Annotated in this window: 24 protein-coding genes and 1 pseudogene; 20 read left to right on the forward strand and 5 right to left on the reverse strand. The window is 41.2% G+C overall.

Annotation, left to right across the window (positions count from 1 at the left end; translation table 11 throughout):
• Window positions 1-40 precede the first annotated feature (40 nt).
• The 5 genes from HMPREF1321_RS09615 to HMPREF1321_RS09635 all read right to left on the reverse strand — a co-directional run bounded on the left by HMPREF1321_RS09615 (window position 41) and on the right by HMPREF1321_RS09635 (window position 4,600).
• Window positions 41-1,168: a DegT/DnrJ/EryC1/StrS family aminotransferase gene (locus tag HMPREF1321_RS09615; protein ID WP_009422431.1), complete on the reverse strand. Its 1,128-nt coding sequence runs from the start codon at window positions 1,166-1,168 to the stop codon at window positions 41-43.
• Window positions 1,165-1,812: an HAD family hydrolase gene (locus HMPREF1321_RS09620; protein ID WP_009422410.1), complete on the reverse strand. Its 648-nt coding sequence runs from the start codon at window positions 1,810-1,812 to the stop codon at window positions 1,165-1,167. Before HMPREF1321_RS09620 ends, HMPREF1321_RS09615 begins: the two co-directional genes overlap by 4 nt.
• Complete coding sequence (locus HMPREF1321_RS09625; RefSeq protein WP_009422449.1) at window positions 1,805-2,779, reverse strand: ATP-grasp domain-containing protein; 975 nt, start codon at window positions 2,777-2,779, stop codon at window positions 1,805-1,807. The genes HMPREF1321_RS09620 and HMPREF1321_RS09625 overlap by 8 nt, the downstream gene beginning before the upstream one ends.
• Window positions 2,780-2,800: 21 nt before the next feature.
• On the reverse strand, window positions 2,801-3,424 hold the full coding sequence (locus HMPREF1321_RS09630; protein WP_009422416.1) for a sugar transferase: 624 nt from the start codon (window positions 3,422-3,424) through the stop codon (window positions 2,801-2,803).
• Between the two features lie 78 nt (window positions 3,425-3,502).
• Window positions 3,503-4,600, reverse strand: coding sequence for a methyltransferase (locus HMPREF1321_RS09635; RefSeq protein WP_009422444.1), 1,098 nt, complete (start codon window positions 4,598-4,600; stop codon window positions 3,503-3,505).
• 291 nt (window positions 4,601-4,891) lie between these two features.
• Here HMPREF1321_RS09635 and HMPREF1321_RS09640 point away from each other — a divergent pair, with 291 nt between their 5' ends.
• The 20 genes and pseudogenes from HMPREF1321_RS09640 (at window position 4,892) to HMPREF1321_RS09735 (ending at window position 21,149) form a co-directional block, all read left to right on the forward strand.
• Window positions 4,892-5,272: a ribonuclease P protein component gene (locus HMPREF1321_RS09640; RefSeq protein ID WP_009422417.1), complete on the forward strand. Its 381-nt coding sequence runs from the start codon at window positions 4,892-4,894 to the stop codon at window positions 5,270-5,272.
• 67 nt (window positions 5,273-5,339) lie between these two features.
• On the forward strand, window positions 5,340-5,900 hold the full coding sequence (gene purN / locus HMPREF1321_RS09645) for a phosphoribosylglycinamide formyltransferase (protein ID WP_009422372.1): 561 nt from the start codon (window positions 5,340-5,342) through the stop codon (window positions 5,898-5,900).
• A gap of 356 nt (window positions 5,901-6,256) precedes the next feature.
• Window positions 6,257-6,712 carry a 50S ribosomal protein L13 gene (rplM, locus tag HMPREF1321_RS09650; RefSeq protein WP_009422395.1) on the forward strand — a complete coding sequence of 152 codons (456 nt, stop codon included), beginning with the start codon at window positions 6,257-6,259 and terminating at the stop codon, window positions 6,710-6,712.
• A complete protein-coding gene (rpsI, locus tag HMPREF1321_RS09655; RefSeq protein ID WP_009422392.1) occupies window positions 6,712-7,098 on the forward strand; it encodes a 30S ribosomal protein S9 in 387 nt (128 codons plus the stop codon). The genes rplM and rpsI overlap by 1 nt, the downstream gene beginning before the upstream one ends.
• A gap of 111 nt (window positions 7,099-7,209) precedes the next feature.
• A complete protein-coding gene (rpsB, locus tag HMPREF1321_RS09660; protein ID WP_009422407.1) occupies window positions 7,210-7,935 on the forward strand; it encodes a 30S ribosomal protein S2 in 726 nt (241 codons plus the stop codon).
• 123 nt (window positions 7,936-8,058) lie between these two features.
• Entirely contained in the window at window positions 8,059-9,021 is a 963-nt protein-coding gene (gene tsf / locus HMPREF1321_RS09665) for a translation elongation factor Ts (RefSeq protein WP_009422394.1), read from the forward strand.
• Window positions 9,022-9,093: 72 nt separating this feature from the next.
• Window positions 9,094-9,330, forward strand: a pseudogene (locus tag HMPREF1321_RS09670) (gliding motility-associated C-terminal domain-containing protein); the annotation flags it as partial.
• A 155-nt stretch (window positions 9,331-9,485) separates the two neighbouring features.
• Window positions 9,486-10,826, forward strand: a complete 1,341-nt coding sequence (gene gdhA, locus HMPREF1321_RS09675; protein ID WP_009422345.1) for an NADP-specific glutamate dehydrogenase — start codon at window positions 9,486-9,488, stop codon at window positions 10,824-10,826.
• Between the two features lie 526 nt (window positions 10,827-11,352).
• Complete coding sequence (locus HMPREF1321_RS09680; RefSeq protein WP_034575997.1) at window positions 11,353-12,387, forward strand: Acg family FMN-binding oxidoreductase; 1,035 nt, start codon at window positions 11,353-11,355, stop codon at window positions 12,385-12,387.
• Between the two features lie 316 nt (window positions 12,388-12,703).
• Complete coding sequence (gene rlmB, locus HMPREF1321_RS09685) at window positions 12,704-13,438, forward strand: 23S rRNA (guanosine(2251)-2'-O)-methyltransferase RlmB (protein ID WP_009422406.1); 735 nt, start codon at window positions 12,704-12,706, stop codon at window positions 13,436-13,438.
• 27 nt (window positions 13,439-13,465) lie between these two features.
• Entirely contained in the window at window positions 13,466-14,299 is an 834-nt protein-coding gene (locus HMPREF1321_RS09690) for a helix-hairpin-helix domain-containing protein (RefSeq protein WP_009422409.1), read from the forward strand.
• 468 nt (window positions 14,300-14,767) lie between these two features.
• On the forward strand, window positions 14,768-15,913 hold the full coding sequence (locus HMPREF1321_RS09695; RefSeq protein WP_009419475.1) for an acyl-CoA dehydrogenase family protein: 1,146 nt from the start codon (window positions 14,768-14,770) through the stop codon (window positions 15,911-15,913).
• 16 nt (window positions 15,914-15,929) lie between these two features.
• The gene (locus HMPREF1321_RS09700; RefSeq protein WP_009419476.1) at window positions 15,930-16,367 is read left to right on the forward strand and encodes an RrF2 family transcriptional regulator; all 438 of its coding nucleotides are present in this window, start codon (window positions 15,930-15,932) and stop codon (window positions 16,365-16,367) included.
• Window positions 16,368-16,439: 72 nt separating this feature from the next.
• Window positions 16,440-16,703 carry a SemiSWEET family transporter gene (locus HMPREF1321_RS09705; protein ID WP_009412761.1) on the forward strand — a complete coding sequence of 88 codons (264 nt, stop codon included), beginning with the start codon at window positions 16,440-16,442 and terminating at the stop codon, window positions 16,701-16,703.
• A 117-nt stretch (window positions 16,704-16,820) separates the two neighbouring features.
• Window positions 16,821-17,033: a hypothetical protein gene (locus HMPREF1321_RS09710; protein ID WP_009422414.1), complete on the forward strand. Its 213-nt coding sequence runs from the start codon at window positions 16,821-16,823 to the stop codon at window positions 17,031-17,033.
• On the forward strand, window positions 17,033-17,332 hold the full coding sequence (locus HMPREF1321_RS09715) for a Txe/YoeB family addiction module toxin (protein ID WP_009422408.1): 300 nt from the start codon (window positions 17,033-17,035) through the stop codon (window positions 17,330-17,332). Before HMPREF1321_RS09710 ends, HMPREF1321_RS09715 begins: the two co-directional genes overlap by 1 nt.
• A gap of 50 nt (window positions 17,333-17,382) precedes the next feature.
• Window positions 17,383-18,654 (forward strand): serine--tRNA ligase, encoded by a 1,272-nt coding sequence (serS, locus tag HMPREF1321_RS09720; protein WP_009422381.1) that lies wholly within the window; start codon window positions 17,383-17,385, stop codon window positions 18,652-18,654.
• Window positions 18,655-18,840: 186 nt separating this feature from the next.
• Window positions 18,841-19,695: an abortive infection system antitoxin AbiGi family protein gene (locus HMPREF1321_RS09725; RefSeq protein ID WP_009422371.1), complete on the forward strand. Its 855-nt coding sequence runs from the start codon at window positions 18,841-18,843 to the stop codon at window positions 19,693-19,695.
• A gap of 231 nt (window positions 19,696-19,926) precedes the next feature.
• Window positions 19,927-20,244 (forward strand): hypothetical protein, encoded by a 318-nt coding sequence (locus HMPREF1321_RS09730; RefSeq protein WP_009422413.1) that lies wholly within the window; start codon window positions 19,927-19,929, stop codon window positions 20,242-20,244.
• Window positions 20,235-21,149 (forward strand): ribonuclease Z, encoded by a 915-nt coding sequence (locus HMPREF1321_RS09735; protein ID WP_009422390.1) that lies wholly within the window; start codon window positions 20,235-20,237, stop codon window positions 21,147-21,149. The genes HMPREF1321_RS09730 and HMPREF1321_RS09735 overlap by 10 nt, the downstream gene beginning before the upstream one ends.
• Window positions 21,150-21,741 lie beyond the last annotated feature (592 nt).

Raw genomic sequence — 21,741 nt, forward strand, 5'->3', positions numbered from 1 at the left:
CACAAAGGTACAAAATTCTTTTTAATTTTATAGAGACACTTTATAATTTCTTAAAAACGCCTTTTATTCTCTCTCGGTCTGCATCAGTAAGATTAGAACCTGAGGGCAAGCATAAACCATTGTTAAATAAGTGCTCACAGGTCTTTTTACCATAGTAAGGAGCTGTAGCAAATACAGGTTGCAAGTGCATAGGTTTCCATAAAGGACGCGTTTCAATATTTTCTTCCAAAAAGGCTAATCGCAAGTCTTCTCTATCAAATCCTGTTTTAGTTTTATCAATGGTAATAGCCGAAAGCCAATAATTACAAAAGTAATCTTCATTGGGCTCTGTAAGTAATTTTATCCCTTCAATTCCTTTGAACAAGTCGGCATAAAAAGCGTGCATCTTTCGGCGAGCTTCAATGCGCTGTGGCAATACCTCCATTTGTCCACGACCTATGCCTGCCGTAATATTGCTCATACGGTAGTTATATCCTATGTGCGAATGCTGGTAGTGAGGAGCGTTGTCGCGTGCTTGGGTGCTCAAAAATACAGCTTTATCTTTCTCTTCTTGAGTGTGACATACCAAAGCCCCTCCTCCTGAGGTAGTGATAATCTTATTACCGTTGAACGAAAGTACCCCAAACCTACCAAAAGTACCACAAGGTTTTCCTTTGTAAGTGCTTCCTAAGGCTTCAGCGGCATCTTCCACCAATGGAATATCATACTTTTTACATAGAGCGAGTACCTCCTCTATTTTGAAAGGCATTCCGTAGAGCGATACAGCTACTACTGCTTTGGGCTTCTTGCCTTTTTTAATACGGTCTTCAATGGCTTCTTCTAAGAAAGCGGGAGAGATATTCCAGGTGCTCTCTTCCGAGTCTACAAACACGGGCGTAGCTCCTTGGTATACGATAGGATTAGCAGAAGCTGAAAAAGTCATCGATTGACAGAGCACCTCATCGCCTGCTTGCACCCCACACTCTATAAGAGCTAAGTGCAAGGCTGCCGTGCCCGCCGAAAGTGCCGATACTTTCACTCCATTGCCTAAAAAGTGTTGCAAATCCTCTTCAAAGCCATTTACGTTAGGACCTAAGGGCGCTACCCAATTCTCCTCAAAGGCTTGATGGATATATTTTAGTTCGTTTCCTCCCATATGTGGGGAAGATAACCATATTTTTTCTTTCATAACGTGTATATAAGTTCTTTTAATTCTGTGATAATATAGGTAGGTTGTTGTGCAGGGGCTACCTCGAAATCCTGCGAGTGTATGTTCCATCCCTTATTGAGCAAACAGTAACTCGTCCATCCCAATATATTTGGAGCTATAAAGTCTTTTGCAGGATTGTCGCCTATATAGCAATACGCCTTAATATCTTCTTCTGTAAACACTTCATAGTTGTGTAAGTCAGGTTTACTACTGCCAAATTCTTCCGAAATGACAATTTTGTCAAACAGGGCTTCTATCCCTAAAGCTCTTAACTTATTGCGCTGTGTAACTGATCGTCCATCAGTAATAAGTCCTATTTTATAGCCTTGAGCTTTGCAAAAAACTAAAACTTCTTGTGCTCCTTCATTTAAAGATATTACAGGGAAATGGTTTCTATAAACCTGCAATAATTGTTCCATACTGAAATGTGGAAAGTACTTTGCCACATATTCAAAAGCATTCCTTCCTTCTTGATATTCACAAATCATTTGCTTATAAAGCCTTTCCGTTGCTACCGCCTCAGAGACAACCAAAGAAGCTATTGCTCGGTAAGCCGACTTCAAATAGTCGATTTCATATACCAAAGTATCGTCTAAATCAAAAATAACGTACTTGCTACTCATAATGGCTTACAAAAACAGCTTCGTCATACCTAAGCATCAACAAATGGTCTTCCCAATTGTTGTTCACTGGTATTTCTTTGCCTAACAAGTATTCTTCTATTAAGTATTTAGGATAATTAGCTCCTGCGACATAGCTAAGCGGGAAACCTCCTCCAAAACGAGGATTGATTTCAATAGCTATCACTTGTTTTGTCGTCCGATTTAAAAAAAATTGCATCGTTAAACAGCCTTTTGCCCCTTCAATATGCGCAAGATGTTTTGTAACGAATGGCACTAAAACGTTCTTTTCAGTAATCCCTTTGTTGATTTCACCTGCACGCACAAATATGCGTTTGCGGGGTACCGCGCATTTTAAATCTCCATTGCGATTGTAATAGGCATCTACCGTATATTCATCGTGCATTTTTGGGTCTATATACTCCATAAAAAGCAGGTCAGGGTTGTTAAGGTGATAATCAGTCAGCTCATCTGCCTTGCGTATCACAAAAATATCTTTGCTAAGCGAACCATTGTAGGGCTTTATAAGGAGCGGAAAAGTAGGTCGTGTTTTATCAATAGAAACAGGTACCTCTATGCCTTTTTCTCGAAAAAAAGTGTTTGTAAGTCGTTTATCCCTACATTGTTGCACAAACGCTAATGAGGAAACCACAGGGGTAATTCCTTTGTCTAAAAAAAGTCGTTGATGCTTAGCAAGCATCAGTAGTTCAGTATCAATAGTAGGGACAATAAGTTTTACACCCCATTGCAAACATTGTTCTAATAAGGCTTGTGGATAATTCTCATCAGTTGCTTTACATATAGAGGCATATCCATCGGCTATCTGGCAAGCAGGCGAGAAAGCAGGGTTCATATCTACCGCATACACCTTGCTCTCAGGGAATAGCTCTTTCAATTCTCTTTGAAAAGCCCGCAACAACGCCACCCGTTGCCCTGCCGACGTGATTAATATATTATTTTCTTCTTTCATTTATAAAAAATACTTGTCGTGCTACAAACTGCTTGCCGTGCTACGACCTCCTCTAAACTCCTCCATTGTAGCTTGTCCTTCTTGTGATATCCCTTCGCGTATAAACACTTTCTTCACCGTAAGAAACAGTATTTTAAGGTCTAATACGAATGATTGGTGGTCTACATACCACACGTCCAACTCAAATTTCTTTTCCCAGCTGATAGCATTGCGTCCATTCACTTGCGCCCAACCAGTGATACCTGGTTTTACCTCGTGCCTACGCTTCTGAGTCTCGTTATACAAAGGTAAATACTGAGGCAATAACGGTCTCGGACCTATAACCGACATATCCCCTTTCAATACATTCAGCAACTGTGGTATCTCATCAAGCGAAGTCTTCCGTACAAAAGCTCCTATTTTCGTGAGTCGCTTAGCATCAGGCAAAAGCTGTCCGTTGGCATCACAACGGTCGTTCATTGTTTTGAACTTGATAATCCTAAAAATGCGTTCTCCTTTCCCAGGTCGTAACTGATAGAAGAACGGCTTTCCGTTATTAGCAAACCACAACCCTACCATCACCACCACAAAGATAGGACTCAGCACAATAAAGGCAATCAGTGCTGTAAGAAAGTCTAACGCCGGTTTTATAATATTCCTATACATCTATTTTCTCCCAAAAGTTACCCCTGTGCCTCATACCTGCCTGTCGCACAACCACCATTAATCATTAACCACTAACCATTAACCATTAATCACTACCTTAAACAGCGTATGGCTATTGCCACTGCCTAAGTTGTCATAGATATCCACTACCTTTAGTCCAGCGCGTTCTACGCATTTTATCATATCACCCGAATAGTACATCTTGCTATTGCCGTTTGCCATTGCCGTAAAATACACACTGATTTGGGTAAGGCAATACGCCCCCGTTTCGTGTTGTTGTCTGTCCCAATAGGCTTCCAGAATATACAACTCGGTATGAGCGTCCATCGCAGCAGCTGCCCTACTGAGAATACTCGTTACTTCCTCCTCTGAGAAGCAATCCAAAAACTGACTCATCCATATCACGTCAAACCCTTTCGGAAAAGGCACAGAGGCGTCCAACAGATTAGCCGGATAGCCTCCAATACGGTCAGCCCCTTCTTTGCCTGCGATATTGTTTTTCATCAAACCCAGTTGCTGAGGTAAGTCCATAATGGTTACCTGCACATCGGGGTTAAAGCTCACGGTCTTTAACGCAAAGCGTCCCGTATTCCCTCCCACGTCTAAGAGCGTCTTTACAGGGCGTTTAAAAATGATATTTAAAGCATCTTCAAAAGAATAATCAGAATAGTAATGGTCAAAAGCAAACCACTTTTCTTGCGCCTTTTGGGGCAATTGTGAGAGCCCCTCATAAATCGTAGGCCAAGACCCAAACACTTTAAGCCCAGCAGGTTTCCCTTCTTTAAGGGCTTCTTCAAGGTGAAACAACCCTTCGTAGCACACCTCTTGAATGAATTCCATATTCACACGGGTGCTCTTGTCGCGAAGCAAAAACCAACCTGCTTTCGATATTGCAAAACGGTCGCCCTCTTTCAAGAGTACCGTACCTATGGAAAGCGACGACTCCAAAAGTATTTTCACAGCATAGTCACTCAGCTGTGTTTTAGTCGCCACCTCCTGCATTGTCAATCCTTCAGGGGCATTGCACAAAGCCTCGAACACGCCGAGTTTTACCATTAGATGTGATATTTGGAACACCACAGGCGCAAAAGCAATCTCTTGAGCCAAGCGCTGAGCTTCCAAAGCCGTTTTTTGTTCAGTAGTGTATTGTTTTCTGATTGCTGGTGTTAAATTCATATGCTTAAATATCTCAGTTCAGTAATTAAGGTGCAAATGTACAAATTAAATAGCAAATAGCAATAAAAAGATTTTTCAGCTATCTGCCACCCTTTCGTTTCTTAGCTCTTTCCTTGATTATTCCTTTTTCTCATTAACATTTATTTAACATATGATATTCAGTGAATTAACGCCTTTTCTATACCAATCGTCCAAGATTCGTATAAGCTTCCTATAAGCTTTCTATAAGCTAAGACCACTCTTTTCATTTGTCCATTTGTTAATTCTTTCTTACCTTTGCCGTCGAATTTAATGTGTTTTATTTTGCCTACTTTTCCCAAAACCGAAAAACTCTGCAAGCGTGAAGCCATTCAGCAACTCTTTGCCCAAGCCGAGGCACTTACCTGCTATCCGCTTAGGTTGTTGTACGCCCCTGTTAGCAGCTTAGAAGCTCCTTACCAACTGCTTATCAGTGTGCCCAAACGCACTTTCAAGCGCGCAGTACATCGCAATTTGCTAAAACGGCGCCTGCGCGAAAGCTACCGACTCCAAAAACACCTATTGCCCGTAAAAACTGAAAAGTATGCCCTTGCCTTTCTCTATATAGGAAAAGAACTCACCGATTACGCCACCATTTACAAATCCGTAACCCAACTCATAGAAGATTTTTCTCATCAACTCACCCAACAGTAACCCATCGCTTTTGCGCTCCATCTTCCCCTTTTGAAGAGGGGTTAGGGAGATGTTTAAATTACCCCCTATGAAAAAGATTATCATTTTTGCCTCAGGTTCAGGCTCCAATGCCGAACGTATCGCTACCTATTTCCACCAAAAAGACACTGCGCAAGTAAGCCTTATACTCTGCAATAACCCTCAGGCAGGCGTACTCACGCGTGCCAAACGCTTAGCCATTCCCTCTTTAGTCTTCAACCGACAAGCGTTCTATGAGTCGGATATCGTCCTCAATGTCCTTAAATCCCAGCACCCCGACCTTATCGTGCTGGCAGGTTTCTTGTGGAAAGTACCTGCTTATCTCACTGAGGCTTATCCTCATAAAATCATCAACATACACCCTTCTCTTTTGCCTAAATACGGCGGAAAAGGAATGTATGGCTCACACGTGCACGAAGCCGTCATTGCCAATGCCGAAAAAGAAAGTGGCATCACCATTCACTATGTAAACGAACATTACGACGAAGGTAATATCATCTTCCAAGCCAAAACAACCGTACTCTCCACCGATACTCCCGACACCTTAGCCGAAAAAATTCACTTATTAGAATATGAACATTTCCCCAAAATCATTGAAAAGTTATTATAGCTCAACAAGCAAATATGTTCTACACGAATAATGTGAATCAAGAGTAGAAAAAATAACATATTGTTTATTCTATATTACAATATTAGAATCGCTTTTACGTTACATTGTAGGGGGTAGTTTGAAAAACACTCTTTGAAAACAAACCTTTTCAGTCGCTCCTGCTTTTAAATACTCCGAGAAATTTCTATTAATTCTTTAACCTTCTAATTTCTAATATATTACCTTTTGTCTTTTACCTTTTACCTTAACTTTTTTGGTCAATTCAAAAAATTGTCGTACTTTTGCGCCCTAAAAATAAAAGTGTCGTTTGATGACACTATTAAGGAATGTTTAATTTTTAATAAAAATCACAAAGAGTGGACACATTAAGCTACAAAACCATCTCTGCCAATAAAGCCACTGTAAACAAAAAGTGGGTCTTGGTAGATGCTGATGGACAGACTTTGGGTCGCCTTGCCTCTAAAGTAGCCAAGCTACTTCGCGGTAAGTACAAATCCGAATTTACCCCTCACGTTGATTGTGGCGATAACGTAATCGTTATTAACGCCGAGAAAATCAACCTTACAGGGAACAAATGGGAAGATAAAAGCTATCTTCGCCACACTGGTTACCCAGGAGGACAACGCTTCACAGGAGCAAAACAACTCCTCGACAAACACCCAGAACGTATCATCGAAAAAGCTGTAAAAGGTATGTTACCAAAAACAAGATTGGGTGCAGCAGTTTTACGTAATTTAAAAGTGTATGCAGGTAGCGAGCACAAACAAGAAGCTCAACAACCTGTTACCATTAACTTAAACGATTTGAAATAATGGAAGTAATTCACACCATCGGTAGACGAAAAACCGCCGTAGCGCGTATCTACCTTAAAGCAGGTAACGGTACTATCACCGTAAACAAACGCGAACTCAACAATTATTTCACTACCCCTACATTGCAATACAAAGTAAAACAAGCCCTCAGCCTTGTAGGTGCTGAAGATGCTTACGATGTAAAAGTAAACGTGTATGGTGGTGGTATCACTGGTCAAGCTGAAGCCGTTCGTTTGGCTATTGCTCGCGCACTTTGCGAACTCGACGCTGAAAACCGCACCGTATTGAAACCCGAAGGGCTTTTAACACGCGACCCTCGTATGGTTGAACGCAAGAAATTCGGTCAGAAAAAAGCCCGTAAGAGATTCCAATTCTCTAAACGTTAATATCAATTTGCTCCTTAGTTTAGCATCCAAATGGCTCAGGCGGTTATTTAAAATTTACAAAACCTCTCCAAGCTATTGCTAATAGTAGGAACGTAAACTATTTAAAAAGAAATGGCAAATAACATAGAAATTAAAGATTTATTAGATGCAGGCGTACATTTCGGTCACCTTACCCGCAAATGGAATCCTAATATGGCTCCCTACATCTATATGGAACGCAACGGTATCCACGTAATCAACTTGTACAAAACCGCTGCTAAAATTGAAGAGGCTGCCGAAGCCCTCAAAAAAATCGTAGCCTCTGGCAAAAAAGTGCTTTTCGTGGCTACCAAAAAACAAGCTAAAGACGTAGTTGCCGAAAAAGCAACTTCAGTAAAAATGCCTTACATCACCGAGCGTTGGCCTGGTGGTATGCTTACTAACTTTGTAACTATCCGTAAGGCAGTAAAGAAAATGTCGTCTATCGATAAAATGAAAAAAGACGGTACTTTCGATACCCTTTCAAAACGTGAAAAACTACACGTAGAACGTATGCGCGAAAAACTCGAAAAGAACTTAGGGTCTATCGCCGATATGTCTCGCCTCCCTGGTGCTCTATTTGTAGTCGATACACTCCGTGAACACATCGCTGTAAGAGAAGCGCAAAAATTAAACATTCCTATTTTCGCAATGGTAGATACAAACTCCGACCCTCGTGAGGTGGATTTTGCTATCCCTGCCAACGACGACGCTTCTAAAGCTATCGAAAAAGTTCTTTCTTACATCACCGAAGCTGTAAACGAAGGTCTTTCTAGCAGAACTGCCGACGCTAACAAAGAAGCTGAAGCAGCTGAATAAATCAAATAAGCTTTGACAAAGTTTGGGACTTTGTCAAAGCCTTAAAATTATTTTTTAACTCACTTTCACCGGCTTCTCCCTCCCCTCGGGGGAGGGCTGGGGAGAGGATAAACATTAATAAAAATGGCAAATATTACCGCCGCAGACGTAAATAAACTCCGCCAAGCTACCGGCGCAGGTATGATGGACTGTAAAGCTGCCCTCATCGAAGCCGAAGGCGATTTCGATAAAGCAATAGAAGTATTGCGCAAAAAAGGTCAGAAAGTAGCTGCTAAACGCGCTGACCGCGATTCTAAAGAAGGCGCTGCTATCGCACAAGTGAATGCTAACCACACTGTAGGTGCTATCATCTCTCTCAACTGTGAGACCGACTTCGTAGCCAAAAACGCCGATTTCATAGCCCTCGCTAAAGATTTAGCTGATCTCGCTCTTACTGTAAATAGTAAAGACGAACTTCTTGCCCTTAACTACAAAGGTATTACCGTAGCCGAAAAACTCCTCGAACAAACAGGCGTTATCGGTGAGAAAATAGAGCTCGGGGCTTTCGAAAAAGTAGAAGCGCCTTTTGTAGGTTCTTATATTCACCACGGTAACAAAATCGCTGCAATCGTAGGCTTATCAGCAGCTATCGCCGATGCTGCCGAAGTAGGTAAAAACTTGGCGATGCAAATCGCTGCTATGGGTGCTGAAACCCTTTCTTACAAAGATTTCTCTCCTGAGTACATCGCTAAAGAAACCGAAGCACGCATCGCAATTATCGAAAAAGAAAACGAAGAGTTACACCGCTTGGGCAAACCGCTCAAACACGTACCTCAATACGTTTCTCAAGCACAACTCACTCCTGAAGTATTAGCTAAAGCTGAAGCCGATGCTAAAGCTGAACTGAAAGCTGAAGGTAAACCAGAACAAATTTGGGATAAAATCCTTCCTGGTAAGATACAACGCTTCATCTCCGATAACACTACCCTCGACCAAGAGAAAGCGCTCCTCGACCAAGTGTACATCTACGATGAAAGTAAAAAAGTATCCGATTTTGTAAAATCTAAAAATGTAGAGATTACAGCTTTCAAACGCGTAGCTTTGTAATTTATATATTTAAATGACATAGTTAAAACTCCTCTTACTATCAAGTAGGGGGAGTTTTTCTTTAACTACTAATCGCTAGAAGGAGCAGATACTAATAGTTCTATTCATCTTCTCATATTTGATGAAATGGGCTTAAAAGTATATGAAAATGAACATTATGGCAAAAATGGCGATTATTTTAGAGGTTATGCTAATGCCAAAGGTTTTATAGGGAATAGCAAAGCTCTTCACGGCACTTATTTCTATATCGTTCGTTATAGCAAGCGCGGAAAAGAAGAACAACAAAAAGGCTTTTTATATGTGAGGTAAAACTTCATTTTCTTTTGAAAATAAATCTTTTTAATAAAAATTTCTTTCGTTTTCTTTGTATGTTTCAATAATATTAACTACTTTTGTCGCTCATTAATATATTTGCGTAACTAAATAATTCATTAACACATAATTCATAACTAATTAAATATATTATGGACGTAAAAAAAATAATGACCTCCTTAGAGGCAAAACACCCAGGAGAAAAAGAGTACTTGCAAGCAGTACACGAAGTGCTTGAATCAGTACAAGAGGTGTACAACCAGCACCCCGAATTTGCCAAAGCTAAAATTATAGAACGCATCGTAGAGCCCGACCGCATTCATACCTTCCGCGTGGATTGGGTTGACGATAAAGGCGAAGTGCAAAGCAACCTCGGCTACCGCGTGCAGTTCAACGCTGCCATAGGTCCCTATAAAGGTGGTATCCGCTTCCACAAAGCTGTGAACCCTTCAATGCTTAAATTTCTTGGCTTCGAACAAACTTTCAAAAACGCCCTCACTACCCTGCCTATGGGAGGCGCTAAAGGGGGTTCTGACTTCGACCCTACCGGTAAGTCCGATGCCGAAATTATGCGTTTCTGCCAAGCCTTTATACTCGAACTTTGGAAATATATAGGTCCTGATACCGACGTGCCTGCTGGCGACGTGGGTGTAGGCGGACGCGAAATAGGCTATATGTACGGTATGTACAAGAAATTAGCCCACGAGTATAACACTGGGGTACTCACCGGTAAAGGTATCAACTGGGGAGGTTCGCTCATTCGTCCTGAAGCTACAGGTTATGGCGCGCTCTACTTTGTAGACCATATGCTTAAAAAACTCGGCAGAGACATCAAAGGACAACGCGTAGTAGTATCAGGCTTTGGTAATGTAGCCTGGGGTGCCTCACAAAAAGCGACCCAGTTGGGCGCCAAAGTTATCGGACTTTCAGGTCCCGATGGTTGTGTAGAAGTACCTAATGGTATGACTCACGAAATGATTGACTATATGCTCGAACTTCGTGCTTCTAACCGCAATATTGTAGCTCCTTTTGCCGAAAAATTTGCTAAAGAAAGTAAGTTTACCGCAGGTAAAAAAGCGTGGACTATCCCTTGTGATATTGCCTTACCTTGTGCATTCCAAAACGAATTAGACGGCAATGATGCTCAAATGCTTATCAAAAATGGTGTAAAACTCGTAGCCGAAGTATCGAATATGGGTTGTACTCCTGAGGCAATCAAAGTGTTCCAAGATGCTAAATTGCCTTTCGCCCCAGGTAAAGCAGTGAATGCAGGAGGGGTAGCTACTTCAGGTCTTGAAATGACTCAAAATGCAGCGCACCTCGCGTGGAGAGCTGAAGAAGTTGATGCTAAGTTACACCAAATTATGGAGTCTATCCACAACGCTTGCCTCAAATATGGTCAGGAAGATGGTTATATTAACTACGTGAAAGGTGCTAACATCGCAGGCTTTATGAAAGTAGCTCACGCAATGCTCGACCAAGGCGTGGTTTAATTTAATGAACAATTGATAATGAACAATCAACAAAAAAGCTGCTTCTTAAAATGAGGCAGCTTTTTTTAATCCTTTTACTTCTTATGAATAATCTTTATATATAAATACCGATTTCTTTCGCTTTTCTTCTCGCTTTTCACCCTCTAACCACTCACTTTTAACTATTCACTATCAACTATTTATATACCCTTTCTATACCAATCTTCCAAGATTCGTATAAGCTTCCTATAAGCTCTCTATAAGCTAACCCCACCCTCCTAACAGCCTTTTTTCACCAAAAACCCCCTTAGCCTCCTTCTGAAAAATTCCGTTTCCTTCCGACCCCCCCTGACCAGTCCGATTTGTACGACAAGTCAAACCTGTCAAAAAACTATTTTTTATCACTACTCATTTTCTAATTTTCTAATTCTCTAATTTTTTCATTTCCAAATTTTCTCATTGCCATTCACGCATTTCTTAACCCAAGTTCATTTTTTCATCGCTTTTTCACCGTTACTTTGCACTGTAAAACAAAAACAACTTAAAAATGAACTTAAAAATGTTTAGTATCACACTTCTTATGACGTTGACTGCCTTAAAGTCCAACGGTCAAAATCCTGACCTCCTCACATTGGTCACTGCGGCTACACAAGCCCCTTCAGGTCACAATTCTCAACCTTGGTTCTTCACTGTTGAGAACAACCGCATCATTATTACGCCCGATTTTACCAAAGCGCTCCCTGCCGTAGACGGCAAACACCGCGAACTGTTTATGAGCTTGGGCTGTGCTCTGGAAAACCTCTGCCTAAAAGCCACCGAATTGCACTATCACACTCAGGTACAACTCACCAGCGAAGGCGTCATCACCGTGCTTTTGCAAAAACGAGAAGATGTAACACCCAGCTCCTTAGCAGCTGTCATTCCTAAACGCCAAACCAACCGCTCGGTATACGACGGCAAACGCATCGACGCTCCTTTGCTCGAAAGTTTAGTAAGCAAAGCTATGGACGATACGGGCGCAAAGCTCTACACTTTCGCCAATGGTTCTCCGCTTTTTGCAACACTTACCGAAGCAGTAATGCAAGGCAATGCCGTGCAAATGGCTGACCCCGCTTTCAAAAACGAACTCCTCTCGTGGATACGCTTCAACAAAAAGCATTCTGAAAGCACTCGCGACGGACTCAGTTACGCAGTGCTCGGCGCTCCTAATCTCCCTCGTTGGGTAACCGAGCCCATTGTAAAGGCATCATTAAAAGCCGATAAGCAAAACAAAACCGACTTGAAGAAGATACAATCTTCCTCCGATATAGTGCTTATCACTTCTGAGAAAGACGATATCCGCACCTGGATAAATACAGGTCGTTTATTAGAACGTTTTTTGCTCGTCCTTACCGAAGCAGGCATCGCCAATGCTTACCTCAATCAGCCGTGTGAAGTGCCCGAACTCCGTGCGCAACTGCAAGCCGATTTACCCATAGCAAAAGCCTATCCACAAATCCTCTTGCGCATCGGCTATGCGAAGCCCGTAGCTTATTCCAAGAGAAAAGATATCAAAGAAGTTAGCAAATTTAAAAATGAGTAAATTAGTCAATGCGTAGTAGCACTCTATAAGGTATCATAAAAAGCTTGGTTGTCACTTTTAGTCACTACAATTCCCCCTCTTTGAGGAAGTCAGCGAGCTGGCGCAGGTGAGTATGTGAATAAGGGGAGGTTTATAATCAAATGGTTATAAACCTCTCCATCGTTTTTGTGATATCAGCTTTGGTATGCTACTAATTAGCAAATGACCAAATTTGCTCATTTGCTAATTATACACTACCTTTGTCCCCTCAATCACCTTTTGTTTGATTTTGAAAAAGATTTGTAAAATTTCTGAGGCGCAAGCCTTATCTTGAAAGATGCAACAAGAATCCCAAATATACGGCATTCGTGCCCTGATAGAAGCTCTCAAAGCAGGCAAAACCATCGATAAAGTCTTTTTGCAAAAAGGCTTACAAGGTGGTTTGTTTAGAGAGCTAATGCCCTTATTGCAAGCAGCCCAAGTGCCCGTGCAGTATGTGCCTGTTGAAAAACTGAACCGCCTTACCAAGAAAAACCACCAAGGGGTAGTCGCTACCCTCTCCCCCGTAGATTATCACAATTTTGAGGATTTGGTAATCTTAGTTACCGAAAGCGGAGTCACACCGCTTTTCCTCGTGTTAGACCACCTTTCTGATGTGCGCAACTTTGGCGCGATTATCCGCACGGCAGAGTGTACAGGCGTTTCGGGGATTATCATCCCTAAGCGTGGCAGTGTGAGCATCACCGCCGATACTGTCAAAACCTCGGCAGGAGCTGTGTTTCGCGTGCCTATCTGCAAGGTCGAAAACCTTGTAGATGCAGTCTACTACCTGCAAGGCAGTGGCATTAGGGTAGTGGCAGCGACCGAAAAGACTAGCCAATTGCTATACGCCGAAGACTTTACGGTACCTACCGCTATTGTTATGGGGGCAGAAGACGTCGGGGTATCGCCAGCAGTACTAAAAGTAGTAGATAGCAAAGCCAAATTGCCAATGGTAGGCGATATTAGCTCGCTAAACGTTTCGGTAGCTTGTGCTGTTTTCTTGTACGAAGCTCTCAAACAACGACTCTAATCCTCCAACCCCTATCTCCTAAAACCGATGAACCGCCAACAAACCCGAGGTGTCCTTTTTTTGCTATTGCTCATCATAGCACTGCAATTCGCCTTTCGTAATCTCAGCTTTAACCGCACTTTCGTCCCTACTGAAACTACTGTACTTCAACGGGAGATGGACTCGCTAAGAGCTCTTGTTTCCTTGCCTAAAAAAGATACCATTTACCCCTTCAATCCCAATTTTATCACTGACTACAAAGGCTTCAAACTCGGACTCACTCCAGAACAAATCGACCGCTTGCAAGCTTTTCGCGCACAGAATAAGTATGTCAATTCTGCCGAAGAGTTCCAACAAGTAACCGGTGTGCCTGACAGTCTTCTGCACAAAATAGCCCCTTCTTTTAAGTTCCCCGAATGGGTGAAAAACCGCAGAACTTCTTCTTATGTCTATGAAAAATACCCCCAAAAACACTACCCCAAACAAGATATCAATACCGCAACTGCCGAAGAACTGATGAAAATCTACGGTATAGGCGAAGGCTTTTCCAATCGCATCTTGAAATACCGCAACAAGTTGCACGGCTTTACCTATATCAGCCAAGTGGCAGAAGTCTACGGACTCGAAAAGGAAGTATACGAACGAGTAGCCGAGCGCTTTGAAGTACAAACAACACCCGTGATAGAGAAGAAGGACATCAATACTCTCAATATGTACGAACTCAGCAAAATTCCTTATGTGAAATACGGAGAAGGCAAGAAGATTGTAGGCTTGCGTTCCGAGCTCGGTACGCTCAAATCTTTTGACGACCTTTTGCAAATAGAGGGTTTCGATAAACAACGCATCGCCCGATTGCAGTTGTATCTCTATATCGAACAGTAGCCTTCAAGATGATTAAAAAGAATTTCGTTCTTCTTTAACACTTTTTTTTCAATAAGTAAACTCCCTCTTTTTACTAACTGAGATCCAACTAACTAACGCTCTTCTTTCGTCTTTCCTTCGTCTTAGGTTCGTCTTAGCTTCGCTTTACCTTCGGTTGAGGTTCGCTTGTTCTTCAGAAAACGTAAAACACTTATTTATTTGTTTTACAGCTGATTAATATGTTTTATGGTATAAAATACCTAAAAGTATTTTCCTTGTTTAATACTGAAAAAAATGCAGCCATATAACAAACTTTAACATTTTTTCTTCAATCTTATTGCCACTATACACCATTTTTATTCAATAACACTTCTCTAACAATTAACATTCTTCTTTTCACCCCCTCATTAAAAAAATCGTAATTCGTAATTCGTAATTCGTAATTATTTTGTATCTTTGCCCCTTGGTATTAGAATAAGCATATAACGAATGAATTTTAACTATTCTGAAACACAACGAATGGTAGCCGATGCGGCTAAAGAGTTTGCCGAAAAATATATCCGTCCACACGTGATGGAATGGGACGAAAGTCAGGAATTTCCTGTGGAGGTATTCCGCAAAGCAGGCGAACTTGGCTTTATGGGCGTTTTAGTACCCGAAGCCTACGGTGGCTCAGGTCTCGACTACCACGATTATATCGCGATTGTGGAAGAAATCTCAAAAGTCGACCCTTCTATAGGGCTCTCAATAGCAGCTCATAACTCTCTTTGTACCAATCATATCCTTAGCTTTGGTAGCGAACAGCAAAAACAACGCTGGTTGCCCAAATTGGCTTCAGGTGAATGGATAGGTGCTTGGGGCATTACCGAACACAATACCGGTTCTGATTCCGGAGGTATGGCTACTACCGCTGTAAAAGACGGCGACGAGTGGATACTGAACGGTACTAAAAACTTTATTACTCACGGCAAAACAGGACAGATAGCCGTAGTCATTGCTCGTACCGGCGAAAAAGGTAACAAACACGCCATCACAGCCTTTGTAGTCGAACGTGGTACGAAGGGTTTTAGCAGTGGTAAAAAAGAAAACAAACTCGGTATGCGCGCCAGCGAAACCGCCGAAATGATATTTCAAGATTGTCGTATTCCCGATGCCAATCGTTTGGGTGATGTAGGCGACGGCTTTATTCAAGCAATGAAGATATTAGACGGCGGACGTATTTCTATCGGTGCTCTTTCTTTGGGTATTGCCAAAGGCGCTTACGAAGCCTCCCTCAAATACGCCAAAGAACGTATGCAGTTCGGTAAACGCCTCATCGACCTACAAGCCGTTGGTTTCAAACTCGCCGATATGGCTACCGAAATAGAAGCTTCCGAACTGCTCTTGCACAAATCGGCTTTCCAAAAGAACAACGGTCAGCGTGTAACGCTATCGGGGGCAATGGCAAAGATGTACGCCTCCGAAGTATGTGTGCGCGTAGCTACCGAAGCCATTCAAATTCACGGCGGTTATGGTTATACGAAAGATTTTCCGGTCGAAAAATTCTTCCGTGACTCTAAATTGTGTACCATAGGCGAGGGAACAACCGAAATACAGAAATTAGTCATCAGTCGACAAATAGATAAGAACTCATAATAAAAAACGAACGAATATGTTATCCAATTCCAGCAAGTATGCCATCAATGCAGTAATATACCTTGCCATACACTCGTCGGCAAGCCATAGAATAGCGCCCAAAGACGTGGCAGAAGCGCTACATATTCCTACGCCCTTTTTGGCAAAAATATTGCAAACTTTAGCCCGCAAAAAGGTAATTAGCTCCAACAAAGGTCCTGGGGGAGGCTTTTGGCTCTCCGATGAGGAAAAACAAGCTCCTTTAATGACTGTTGTAGAGCAAATAGGTGAAGCCGATAAGTTTATCGCCTGTGCGATGGGCTTCAAAGAGTGTTCATCAGAGAAACCCTGTCCGTTACACGCTTCCGTACAGCCTTTCAGAGATAATTTTATGCGAGAACTTAGCGAGAACTCCATAGCCTCCTTTGCTCAAAAAATTGCTGATAAGACTGCTTTCTTATCACCTACGGAGTAATGATGCTAGTCGCACGAGCAATTATTTATTTACAAAATTATTATAGTTAATAAACTTAAAAAATAATTATATATGGAGAACGGAAAACTCTTTAACATTTTAGGTTGGGTAGCAATGGCTGCCTCTATTAGTATGTATGTGTCATACATACCACAAATCAGTGATAACCTTGCAGGACACAAGGGGAATCCTATACAGCCTTTGGTAGCAGCAATTAACTGCTCGTTATGGGTGATATATGGCTTTTTCAAAAAACCCAAAAGAGACTATCCTATATTATTAGCGAACTTACCAGGTATTGTCTTTGGTTTATTTGCCTTTGCAACTGCTTTGTAATTAGGTTGTCACACACTTTACCAAAGTTTCTTGCCCGTGTGGCTCGAAACTTTGGCAAAGTTGAAAAATACTTATTACATTTTACGTCAAATCCTAATACTTAAAAAATAATAACAAATGAGAACAGGAACTTTAACCATTGAACCTCCTAAAGGAATATCCTTAGAAGAAGCTAAATTAGCACTTAAAAGTTTAAAATTTAAGATACTAAAAGTAACAGATGATACTGAAATGACAGAGCAAGAGTTCTTTAGTATGGTTGATAAGGCTCGTGCTGAGAAAAAGACAAAAGTTAGTAAAGAACAAATGCGTAAAATGCTTTTAGAATAATGGAAGAAGATGCAGTTTTATATGAGCTTTCTTACTCTGATACTTATTTTAAGCATATTAAGAAACACAAAAAAGCAAAGCAGGTAAAAATTCTTAAAAGAATTGCTGAACTTTTAGAAGAGATAGCACAAGATCCTACTCGTGGAGTAGGAAATCCTGAAGCTCTTAGGCATTATGGAGAAAGTGATGTTTGGTCTCGTAGAATAGATGCAAAACATAGACTAATGTACGAGATTTTTGAAGAGAAAAAGCGCATAGAAATTTTGTCAGCTTATGGACATTATAAAGATAAAGATTAACCTCCTACTCCCTTGTTAATTGTCAATTGTCAATTGTTAATTGAAAAGATATGTTACAACTAAACACTATTAGAGAAGAAAAAGACCGCGTGCTCACCGGTCTTAAAAAGCGCAACTTTAAAGAGTTGTCTCTCATAGACGATATTATCGCCTTAGACGAAAAACGCCGTAGCACTCAGCTTTCATTAGATGAAACACTGGCGAAATCCAATAACCTTTCTAAGGAAATAGGCAACCTCTTTAAAGCAGGTGAAACCGACAAAGCCAATACTCTTAAAGAGCAAACCGCTACCCTTAAAGAAGATATCAAAACCCTTACCGATACCCTCAACACTACCGTAGAGGAGCTTAACGATTTGCTCTACCGCGTGCCTAATATCCCTAATGAGTTGGTGCCCGAAGGTACTTCCGAAGCCGACAATCTAGTCGTATTCGAGGCAGGTACTATTCCTGATTTAGGTAAAGACGCTCTTCCTCACTGGGAACTCGCCAAGAAGTACGACCTCATCGATTTCGAGTTAGGCGTAAAGCTCACCGGTGCAGGCTTCCCTGTGTACAAAGGCAAAGGAGCAAAACTGCAACGCGCTCTCATTACCTACTTCCTCGACAAGAACACCGAGGCAGGCTATAACGAATACCAAGTGCCTCACGTAGTAAACGAAGCCTCAGGCTATGGCACCGGTCAGTTACCCGATAAAGAAGGACAGATGTACCACGTAGGGGTAGATAACCTCTACCTTATCCCTACCGCTGAGGTGCCTGTGACTAATATTTTCCGCGATACCTTGCTCAACGAAAGCGATTTGCCTATCTGCTGTACCGCCTATACCCCTTGCTTCCGTCGTGAAGCTGGTAGCTATGGTGCTCACGTACGCGGGCTCAACCGCTTGCATCAGTTCGACAAGGTGGAGATTGTACGCATCGAGCACCCCGACCACTCTTATAAAGCGCTCGAAGGAATGATAGAACACGTAAAAGGCATTCTCAATGAGTTGAAACTCCCTTACCATATCTTGCGCCTTTGTGGTGGCGATTTAGGCTTTACCTCAGCAATTACTTACGATTTCGAGGTATATTCCACCGCTCAAGAAAAGTGGTTAGAGATAAGCTCAGTGTCTAACTTCGAAACCTTCCAAGCCAACCGTCTTAAATTGCGTTTCAAGGACACCGACGGTAAAAACCGCTTAGCACATACCCTCAACGGTAGTTCACTTGCCCTCCCGCGCGTATTAGCCGGTATTTTAGAAAACTACCAAACCCCCAACGGTATTGTGGTACCCGAAGTCCTCAGAAAATACACAGGCTTCGATATTATTAATTAGTGCGAACTACATATTATACAACTTTGCCAAAGTTTCAAATTTTGGTAAAGTTTTTTTTATTATCTCCTAATCTCTAGTGTAGTTATTCCTCTAAAAAAAATATTTTTATCCCTAAACTCATAATTATTTTGTATATTTGTACTGGAAAAAGCTTATATAAAAAAGGTAAGGTTAATAGACTAGAGTATGAAACAAATAAATCAATTAATACATTCAACAAAAACGATAGAATCATTAAAATCTATCTTAAAAGAAGGTCTTTATGCTTCATATAGTAAAGAAGTTTTTAATAAAGAAAATATACTTATTCCTATGATTAGTTTTTCAAATATCTTATTTAGAGATATTGGAAACGGTGAAGTAGTCAGCTACGGAGATTATGGAATAGTTATTAGCAGAGATTTAGGAATGAATAAATATGATTTAAATCCTGTTATGTATCTGTCTGAAGATAGTAAAATAGGACAAGGGTTTCATTACAATCTTAATGCAGGTGTAGTTCCTCAAGTTATTAAGGGAATAAAACAGTTTAAAAAAGACAACCCTTGTTATGATATTAAGGTTAATCCTTGCTCTAAAGAAGTAGAAGACTTAATGGCTAATGTAAATGAAAAAACTTCAGATGATTTATTATCTGCTATCCAAAACTTATTTGGAAGTATATTTGAAAACACTTTAAGACAAATATACTTACTTAAACCATACAAAGTAAGAGATAAAAATAATAAAGAAAGGATAGCTTATAACGAAAGGGAATGGCGAAAAAATTTTTTTGAAACCCCTTTTATTAGGGAATGTAAACCTAATGGAGAAAAAAGAGAAGATTATATAGAGATAATTAATAAACCTAAACCTCATTTTTATGACGAGTATCACACTTTGAAAATATTTATACAAGACATTCAGAATATTATAGTGAAAGAAGAAAGAGAAATAAAATTAATAGAAGATTTTATAAAACAAGAGTACTCTTATGATGTAACTAAAGGTATTGTTTCTACTCTTGAAAAATTGAAAAAGAGAGAATTGGAAATAATGTGATTTCGAGATCTCTCGAGAGGGACAAAAGGTTTTGCCTTGAGGATTTGTTTGCGAAATGCTTTTATAAGTATGTTCAAAAGAGGTATTGATTATTAGTCTAATTCACTTTGCTAAAGTTTTTTATTGTCTGTCGTGTTATGGCTCGTGCTACGACCTTCTAGAGTATTTATTTGAAAAGATTATTTTGTATTTTAAATATTATTCATAACTTTGCGCAAATAATTTTACTCAATGAAAGAAACTACTGTAATTACCCTCACTAAAACGCAACTCCCCTCTTGGATAGCCGATTTTAATACCAACGAAACCCTTAAAAAACAGCACATCATCATTACCCTCCCCGAAGAGGAACACTGGTTAAAGAAAGACCTCAAACCACTCGTCGTCTTTGCCCAACAGCACAATCAGCAACATCACAAATCAGTGGTGGTGGTGCAACGTGCCTTAGCGCTCGAAGATTTTGAACTCACCCTGCATATCGCTCCTACCCTCCAAGAGGCGTACGACCTTATTGAACTCGACGAAATAGAACGCGACTTATGGAAGTAACTATCTTGGGTTGTCACAGTGCGACCCCTCGCTCCAACGCCCGTCCTTCGGCACAACTGCTCGAAATGCGCGGTCATCTGTTCCTCATCGATTGTGGAGAGGCTACCCAAATCGCCCTCCGCAATGCCAATGCTAAGTTCTCCCGCATCAAGCACATCTTCATCTCTCACCTCCACGGCGACCATTTCTACGGACTCTTCGGACTCATCTCTACTTTCCAACTCCTCGGTCGCGAAGCCGAAATGCACATCTACGGTCCTAAGGGCATCAAAGAAGCCGTTTTGCTCATCCTCAAACTCGGCGGTGCTTATACCCCTTTTCCCTTGTATTTTCACGAGCTATCTTCCAAAACCTCCGAACTCTTATACGAAGACGACAAAGTGCTCGTGCGTACCATTCCGTTGCAACACCGCGTCTATACCAATGGTTTTCTCTTTCAAGAAAAAGAAGGCGAACGTCGCCTAAATATCGACGCAATTGCTGAGTATCCCGAGATACAAACGTGCGACTATCAGAACATCAAAAACGGCAAAGATATAACATTAGAAAACGGCAAAACTATTGCCAATACTGAGCTCACCTTCGACCCTCACCGCCCGCAAAGCTATGCCTATTGTAGCGATACTCTTTATTTCGAAGCTTTGGCTACCGAAATACAAGGCGCAAGAGTTGTGTATCACGAATCTACCTTTTTAGAGATAAACGAAGAACTCGCAGTTAAAACAATGCACTCCACCGCCTATCAAGCAGGACTCACAGCTAAGAATGCCCACGCCGATGCCCTCATTTTAGGGCACTACTCCTCTCGCTATCCCGATGTCAATCTCTTCAAGCAGGAAGCACAAGAAGTCTTTAAGAACGTCTTTTTAGCCGAAGATGGCAAAAAGTTCATTTTCGATAATTGACAAACTGAAGAAAACATCACTACACCCCCATTATTTTGGAAAGCTCTCGATACTTTTCCCGTCTCCACATTCCCCCTTCCCGTCGCTACAATTCCCTTTTCCCGTCACCACATTCCTCCTCTCCTTGGGAGAGGGACGGGGTGAGGATTCTCTTTTCTTTCGTCTCGAAACCTCGTTTTTACCATTTTTACACTCGTTGTATTATACTATAAGTCAATCACTTATATACCCTTTCTATACCAATCGTCCAAGATTCGTATAAGCTTCCTATAAGCTCTCTATAAGCTAACCCCACCCTCCTTACACCCTTTTTTCGCCAAAACTTCTCTCAGCTCTCTTCCGTTCTTTTCCGATATCTTCCGAATCCTCCTAATAACCCCAACCTATCGTTTTTGAGGTGCACACTTTGCCAAAGTTTCAAAATTTGCCAAAATTGATGTTCTAAAAAGTTACCTCACAAGGCGTAGCCTTGATTTTGTTTAAATTTTGTTTAATTTCTGAGGCACAGCCTCATTCCTCTAACTCAACCTCACACCCCATTTTCTAATTTTCTAATCTGCTAATTTTCTATGCCTGTCGTGCTACGACTTGC

Origin of the sequence: Capnocytophaga sp. oral taxon 412 str. F0487, assembly GCF_000271925.1 — a bacterium.
GTDB classification, from domain to species: Bacteria; Bacteroidota; Bacteroidia; order Flavobacteriales; family Flavobacteriaceae; genus Capnocytophaga; species Capnocytophaga ochracea.